Genomic DNA, 5,552 nt, shown 5'->3' on the forward strand with positions numbered 1-5,552 from the left:
GAAAGGACCCCGGGAGCCGTGTGGCTCGACCGGGGTCCTCATCAAGTGTGAATGCGGCGGTGTGCTACTCTCCCACACTCTATCGGGTGCAGTACCATTGCCGTGCCAGGCCTTAGCTTCCGGGTTCGGAATGGAGCCGGGCGTCTCACCTGGGCCATGACCGCCGCAAATCTTCGATTATCGGTCAGGCAATCCTGCCTGCCGGCGTGTTCGTGGTGGTCCGGGAACCGGAGAGCGGACGCGATTCGATTCGTCTTGTGACCGCAATGCTCATTGCCGTCATTCGTCTTGCACGGTAAGATGCGTGTCACACCCCCGGGGGGAGTGTGATGATGTTGGTTGCCTTTCCCCCGTTAGTACCGGTCAGCTCCACCCCTCGCGGGGCTTCCACGTCCGGCCTATCGACCACGTGTTCTGCATGGGGGGTACAGGGACTCGAGGTCCCACGGAATCCTTATCTTGGAGCGGGCTTCCCGCTTAGATGCTTTCAGCGGTTATCCCTTCCGAACGTAGCCAACCGGCCGTGCCACTGGCGTGACAACCGGCATACCAGAGGTTCGTCCACCCAGGTCCTCTCGTACTATGGGCAGGCCTCCTCAAGATTCCAACGAGCGCAGAGGATAGAGACCAAACTGTCTCACGACGTTCTGAACCCAGCTCGCGTGCCGCTTTGATCGGCGAACAGCCGAACCCTTGGGACCTGCTCCAGCCCCAGGATGCGACGAGCCGACATCGAGGTGCCAAACCATCCCGTCGATATGGACTCTTGGGAATGATCAGCCTGTTATCCCCGGGGTACCTTTTATCCGTTGAGCGATGCCGCGCCCGTGCGCCGGCACCGGATCACTATCTCCGACTTTCGTCCCTGCTCGAACCGTCGTTCTCGCAGTCAAGCCCGCTTGTGCGATTACACTCGACACCCGATTGCCAACCGGGCTGAGCGGACCTTTGAGCGCCTCCGTTACTCTTTGGGAGGCAACCGCCCCAGTTAAACTACCCGCCAGGCACTGTCCCAGATGAGGATGACTCATCGTGGTTAGACGTCAAACGAGAACAGAGCGGTATTTCACCTTGCGACTCCACGGATGCTGGCGCACCCGCTTCGAAGTCTCCCGCCTATGCTACACAATCCGCGCCTAACGCCAATACCAAGGTATAGTAAAGGTCCCGGGGTCTTTTCGTCCTTCTGCGCTTAACGAGCATCTTTACTCGTACTGCAATTTCGCCGAGCTCCTGGTCGAGACAGTGGGGAAGTCGTTACGCCATTCGTGCAGGTCGGAACTTACCCGACAAGGAATTTCGCTACCTTAGGATGGTTATAGTTACCACCGCCGTTTACCGGGGCTTGAATTCACCGCTTCACACCGAAATGCTGACGGATCCTCTTAACCTTCCGGCACCGGGCAGGCGTCAGAGCGTATACAGCGGCTTGCGCCTTCGCACGCTCCTGTGTTTTTGGTAAACAGTCGCTACCCCCTGGCCTGTGCCACCCCCAAAAGCTCCGGAAGCAAGTTCCATCACCATTAGGGGTCTCCCTTATACCGAAGGCACGGGAGTGATTTGCCGAGTTCCTTGACCAGGATTCGCTCGATCGCTTTGGTATTCTCTACCTGACCACCAGTGTCGGTTTGGGGTACGGGCGGCACCGCCCCTCGCGCCGAAGCTTTTCTCGACGGCATGGGATCACCGGGTTCGGGCCACAAGGCCCCCATCATCACGCCTCACCCTCATGCACCCCGGATTTGCCTGGGATGCGGGCCACACGCTTGACCACGGAAAACCACCTCCGCGGCCGGCTACCCTCCCGTGTCGCTCCTGCGCTCACCTACTACCACTACAGTCCCAACAACCACAAGCTCACCAACCCGAAGGAAGGATCACCCATGACCGGAGGTTAGTACTCATGGCCTCGGTCTGATCGGTCCGATGCCGGTACGGGAATATCAACCCGTTCATCCATTCGACTACGCCTGTCGGCCTCGCCTTAGGACCCGACTCACCCGGGGACGACAAGCGTGGCCCCGGAACCCTTGGTCATCCAGCGGACGGGATTCGCACCCGCCTCTCGCTACTCATGTCTGCATTCTCACTCCCCAACAGTCCACGGACGTTTCCACCCCCGCTTCGCCCCGTTGGGGACGCTCTCCTACCCAACGACCATACGGCCGTTGCCGCGTCTTCGGTGGCGTGCTTGAGCCCCGCTACATTGTCGGCGCGGAACCACTAGACCAGTGAGCTGTTACGCACTCTTTCAAGGATGGCTGCTTCTGAGCCAACCTCCTGGCTGTCTATGCGACTCCACATCCTTTCCCACTTAGCACGCGCTTGGGGACCTTAGACGACGATCTGGGCTGTTTCCCTTTTGACGACGGAGCTTATCCCCCGCCGACTCACTGCCGGCATACACGCCACGGGTATTCGGAGTTTGGCTGCTGTTGGTACCCGATACGGGCCCGCAAGCATCCAGTAGCTCTACCCCCCGGACGCAATCAACCGACGCTGCACCTAAATGCATTTCGGAGAGAACCAGCTATCACGGAATTTGATTGGCCTTTCACCCCTAGCCCCAGGTCATCCCCCCGGTTTTCAACCCAGGTGGGTTCGGTCCTCCACACGGTCTTACCCGCGCTTCAACCTGCCCAGGGCTAGATCATCCCGCTTCGGGTCCAGGACACGCGACTCAAACGCCTTTTAAGACTCGCCTTCGCTACGCGTACACCACACGGCTTACGCTCGCCACATGCCACTGACTCGCAGACTCATTTTTCGATAGGCACGCCGTCACCCCGAAAGGCTCCGACGGTTCGTAGGCGCACGGTTTCAGGAACTGTTTCACTCCCCTCCCGGGGTGCTTTTCACCTTTCCCTCACGGTACTAGTACGCTATCGGTCGGACAGATATACTCAGGCTTACCCGACGGTCCGGGCAGATTCACGCGGGATTCCACGAGGCCCGCGCTACTCGGGAAACACGATCACGAGGTTCCGACGCTTCGGCTACGGGACTATCACCCCCTACGGTCCGGCCTTCAAACCGGTTCGCCTCCGCCAGAACTTTATCACTCGCGCCCGCCTCGCCGGCGACGGGACACATGCTCCCACAACACCCCACGCGCAACCCCCGACGGGTATCACACGCGCAAGGTTTAGCCATCATCCGCTTTCGCTCGCCACTACTCACGGAGTATCCTTTCCTGCAGGTACTGAGATGTTTCACTTCCCTGCGTACCCCCCGGCCCAAGCCGGTGACCACCCATGACGGTGGCCGGGTTCCCCCATTCGGAAATCCTCGGATCAAAGCCCTGTTGGCGGCTCCCCGAGGCATATCGTCGCCTCACACGTCCTTCATCGGTCCTGTCCGCCAAGGCATCCACCACACGCCCTTGCAAGCAACCAACCACAAGCCGGTTGCACGCAAATTCCATAGCAAGATTCGCTTGACGACAAATCATCACACTAACGATCACAAAACGATCAACACTCGAAAAAACCCAAAAAAATTGAGCTCTCGAAATCAACAGCAAAGAAAAACAAGAAACATTCTTCTTTGCTCGCGTCCACTATCCAGTTCTCAAACCACCACGCACCCCGCCCCACGCAACCGGCCAAAGACCGACCCATGCGACCGGGGGCACGGAACCGCACCAGACACCAAGGCCTGGGGTGACGGTCCGGGAACCCAAGAACATGCCCATACCACCAAGAACCGCCATGATCTCTTCCACACCAGCAACCCCGACCGAACCGGAACCATTCCGGCCGCGGGGCACACACCGGCTCCCAAACAGGAGCCTGAACTCTCCGTAGAAAGGAGGTGATCCAGCCGCACCTTCCGGTACGGCTACCTTGTTACGACTTAGTCCCAATCACGAGCCTCACCTTAGACGGCTCCCCCCTCAAAGAGGTTAGGCCACCGGCTTCGGGTGCTGCCCACTTTCATGACTTGACGGGCGGTGTGTACAAGGCCCGGGAACGCATTCACCGCGGCGTTGCTGATCCGCGATTACTAGCGACTCCGCCTTCATGGAGTCGGGTTGCAGACTCCAATCCGAACTGAGACCGGTTTTCAGGGATCCGCTCCATGTCACCATGTCGCATCCCGCTGTACCGGCCATTGTAGCATGCGTGAAGCCCTGGACGTAAGGGGCATGATGATCTGACGTCATCCCCACCTTCCTCCGAGTTAACCCCGGCGGTCCCCCGTGAGTTCCCACCATCATGTGCTGGCAACACGGGGCGAGGGTTGCGCTCGTTGCGGGACTTAACCCAACATCTCACGACACGAGCTGACGACGACCATGCACCACCTGTGAACCCGCCCCGAAGGGAAACCACATCTCTGCGGTCGTCGGGAACATGTCAAGCCCAGGTAAGGTTCTTCGCGTTGCATCGAATTAATCCGCATGCTCCGCCGCTTGTGCGGGCCCCCGTCAATTTCTTTGAGTTTTAGCCTTGCGGCCGTACTCCCCAGGCGGGACGCTTAACGCGTTAGCTCCGACACGGAACCCGTGGAAAGGGCCCCACATCCAGCGTCCACCGTTTACGGCGTGGACTACCAGGGTATCTAATCCTGTTCGCTCCCCACGCTTTCGCTCCTCAGCGTCAGTAACGGCCCAGAGACCTGCCTTCGCCATTGGTGTTCTTCCCGATATCTACACATTCCACCGTTACACCGGGAATTCCAGTCTCCCCTACCGCACTCCAGCCCGCCCGTACCCGGCGCAGATCCACCGTTAAGCGATGGACTTTCACACCAGACGCGACGAACCGCCTACGAGCCCTTTACGCCCAATAAATCCGGATAACGCTTGCACCCTACGTATTACCGCGGCTGCTGGCACGTAGTTAGCCGGTGCTTATTCCAAAAGTACACTCAACACCCGAAGATGCCTTGATCCCAATGAAAAGAGGTTTACAACCCGAAGGCCTCCATCCCTCACGCGGCGTCGCTGCATCAGGCTTGCGCCCATTGTGCAATATTCCCCACTGCTGCCTCCCGTAGGAGTCTGGGCCGTATCTCAGTCCCAATGTGGCCGGTCGCCCTCTCAGGCCGGCTACCCGTCGAAGCCACGGTAGGCCGTTACCCCACCGTCAAGCTGATAGGACGCGACCCCATCCCATACCGCACCAGGCTTTCCCACACTCGCATGCGCTCATGTGGAGCATTCGGCATTACCACCCGTTTCCAGGAGCTATTCCAAAGTACAGGGCAGGTCGGTCACGCATTACTCACCCGTTCGCCACTCTCACCCGTTAGCAAGCTAACAGGATCCCGTTCGACTTGCATGTGTTAAGCACGCCGCCAGCGTTCATCCTGAGCCAGAATCGAACCCTCCACAAAAAAACTTGCAAAGAGAACCAAACAATGACTCTCACAATATTGACGGAACATCCTATAAGGAAGGACGTTCGCACAAAAACCCCACTCCCAATTACCCACTCTCATGGAACCCAACCCCCACAAAGAAGACCAGGAAAGGAATGAACTGGCAATCAAAAAACGACTCTAAAAAGTAGTACAAACACGCTCTTGAGTTCTCAAACCACCACCAC

3 rRNA genes are annotated in these 5,552 nt (G+C 58.5%); all 3 read right to left on the bottom strand.

From position 1 onward, the window contains the following. Positions 1 to 51: 51 nt before the first annotated feature. Positions 52 to 168, bottom strand: a 5S ribosomal RNA gene (gene rrf, locus JS533_RS13530). A gap of 165 nt (positions 169 to 333) precedes the next feature. After that, positions 334 to 3,396: ribosomal RNA gene (locus JS533_RS13535) — 23S ribosomal RNA — on the bottom strand. Between the two features lie 410 nt (positions 3,397 to 3,806). Then, positions 3,807 to 5,340, bottom strand: a 16S ribosomal RNA gene (locus tag JS533_RS13540). The 16S, 23S and 5S rRNA genes sit together here, the layout of an rRNA operon. Positions 5,341 to 5,552 lie beyond the last annotated feature (212 nt).

It is taken from the genome of Bifidobacterium amazonense, assembly GCF_018555435.2.
In the GTDB taxonomy this organism is placed as follows: Bacteria; Actinomycetota; Actinomycetes; order Actinomycetales; family Bifidobacteriaceae; genus Bifidobacterium; species Bifidobacterium amazonense.